The 2,476-nt window shown below is 78.3% G+C and carries 2 protein-coding genes; one reads left to right on the forward strand and one right to left on the reverse strand.

From position 1 onward, the window contains the following. Window positions 1–1,592, forward strand: a 1,592-nt coding sequence (locus R7226_RS31270) for a helix-turn-helix transcriptional regulator (protein ID WP_318601477.1), incomplete at its 5' end; no start/stop codon positions are given. Between the two features lie 106 nt (window positions 1,593–1,698). On the opposite strand, the gene R7226_RS31275 is transcribed toward R7226_RS31270, so the two are convergent. Further along, a partial coding sequence (locus tag R7226_RS31275; protein WP_318601478.1) for an FAD-dependent oxidoreductase occupies window positions 1,699–2,476 on the reverse strand: 778 nt, incomplete at its 5' end.

Raw genomic sequence — 2,476 nt, forward strand, 5'->3', positions numbered from 1 at the left:
GCGCGGCGCTGCGGCACGGCGACTACGCCAGCGGCCAGCGGCTGCTGGCGCGGGCACTGGAGGAGCCGCTGCCGCCGGCCGAGCGGGCCGAGGCGGAGATCGCCGCCGCCTTCGCCGAGGTCGCGCGCGGGGCGCCCGGGGCGACGCCCCGGCTCGACGCCGCGCTGCGCCACGTGCACGATCCGGAGCGCCGCGCCGAGGCGCACGCCGCGAGCGCTCTGCACGCGTACATGCGCAACGACTACGAGGGGACGCTGAGCGCGATCGAGCGCGGGCTGGCGGACCTGGACCCGCGCGCCGACGGCGCCTTCGCACTGCGCGACCTGCGCACGGCGGCGCTGGCGCTCGCGCCGGGGCGGGTCGGTGAGCGCGCGGCACTGGGTGACGGCCCTTCCGAGGGCCCGATCACCCTCGCCGTCCTCGCCGCGGCCGCCGCGACCGCGGGCGCGTCGCCGGCCGAGGTGCGCGCGCTGGCCTCGCAGATCCCGCTGGCCGCGCTGGCGCGCGAGGTCCTGCCCGGCTCGATCGCCGCCTCCTTCGCGGTCACGGCGCTTGTCTGGAGCGACGAGCTGGAGGCCGCGGAGACGATCCTGGGCGCCGCGCTGCCGGCGGCGCGCGACGCCGGCTCGCTGACCGCGTTCGGCTCGCTCAGCCATCTGCGCTCGCTCGTGCGGCTGCGTCAGGGACGGCTGGAGGAGGCGATCGCCGACGGCCAACCGCCGCTCGACCTGCGCCGCGACGGCTGGGAGACCTACCGCAGCTGGACGACCGCGCGGCTGACGCAGGCGCATGTCGCACGCGGCGAGCTGGAGCGGGCGGCCGAGCTGGTCGAGCTGGGCTTGCGCGGCGATCCGCTGCAGCTCGAGCACGCCTTCGTGCTGGAGGCAGCGGCCGACCTCGCGCTCGCACGCGGCGACGCCGCGACGGCGCTGGAGCGGCTGACGGAGGCCGGAGCGCACGTCGCGCGCTGGAATCTGCGCCACCCCGGCGCGGTCACCTGGCAGGCGCAGGCCGCGCTCGCCGCGCAGCGCTGCGGCGAGCTGGAGCAGGCGTCCGTCCTGGCCGGCGCCGCGCTCGCCGAAGCGCGCGCCGTCGGCGCACCCCGCCCGCTCGCGCTGGCGCTGCGGGCGACGGCGCTCACAACGGGAGACGACGCCGCCCTCACCGAAGCCGTCACGCTCCTGCGCCCGACCGCGCTGCGGCTCGAACTGGCGCACGCGCTCGTCGACCTCGGCGCGCTGCTGCGCCGCGACGGTCGCGCCCGCGCCGCGCGCGCGCCGCTGCGCGAGGCGCTCGCGCTCGCCGAGCAGTCCACCGCCCGGCCGCTCGCCGCGCGCGCCCACAACGAGCTGCTGGCGACCGGCGGCCGCCGCGTCCGCGCCCGTCCGCTCGACGGTCCCGCCGCGCTCACGCCGACCGAGCGCCGCGTCGCCGAGCTGGCGGCGGCCGGCGACTCCAACGCCGAGATCGCCGCGCATCTGTTCGTGACGGTCAAGACCGTCGAGTGGCACCTCGGCCGCACCTACCGCAAGCTCGGGATCGCCTCCCGCCGCGCGCTCGCCGACGCGCTGAGCGCCGCCGAGCCGGCATGACGGTCACGAACAGGTGCGAGCGCAGCGGCGAAGGCGGCAAGCGGCGGGGCGGCGGAAACGGCGTGCGGTCGGCATGGTGACGTAGCGGAGCGGGCGCTGCACGCCGCTACAACCCCGCCAGCGCCCCCGCCGCCTTCGCCAGCACGCTCGTTCTCGGTGAGTCGCTGGCCGCCTCGCGGCGGTCGGCGGCGCGGTAGAGCGCGTAGACGAGGTTGGCGCCGATCCAGCGCAGCGGCTCGGGCTCCCAGCGGCGCGCCTCGCGGCCGACCCACGGCAGCCGCGTCAGCTCGCTGTCACGCTCCAGCACGAGGTCGGCGAGCGTGCGGCCCATCAGCGCGCTCGTGGTGACGCCGTTGCCGACGTAGCCGCCCGCGGTGCCGAGACCGCTCGCGCGGTCGAGCCGGACGGTCGCCGACCAGTCGCGCGGCACGCCGAGGACGCCGCACCAGGCATGCTCGATCGGCACCGCGCCCGTCGCCGGGAAGAAGCGGCGCAGCAGCTCGCCCAGCTGCTCGATCGTCGCGCGCTGGGTCTGGCCGAAGCGATCGGTGCGGGAGCCGAAGCGGTAGGGCACGCCGCGGCCGCCGAGCGCGATCCGCCCGTCGGCCGTGCGCTGGGCGTACATGTACGCGTGCGCCATGTCGCCGAGCAGCTCCTCGCCCTGCCAGCCGATCCGCTCCCACGCGGCGTCGGGCAGCGGCGCGGTCACGACGATCGCGGAGTTGAGCGGCAGCCAGGTGCGGCGCTGGCCCTTGAGCGAGGCGGTGAAGCCCTCCAGACAGGTCAGCACGACCGGCGCGCTGACGGTGCCGCGATCGGTCACCGCGCGGGCCGCGCCGCCGCGCGCACCCGCCGCGCCGCCCGGCCCGGCCGCGCCGCCGCCG

It is taken from the genome of Conexibacter stalactiti (assembly GCF_033542075.1).
GTDB lineage: Bacteria > Actinomycetota > Thermoleophilia > Solirubrobacterales > Solirubrobacteraceae > Conexibacter > Conexibacter stalactiti.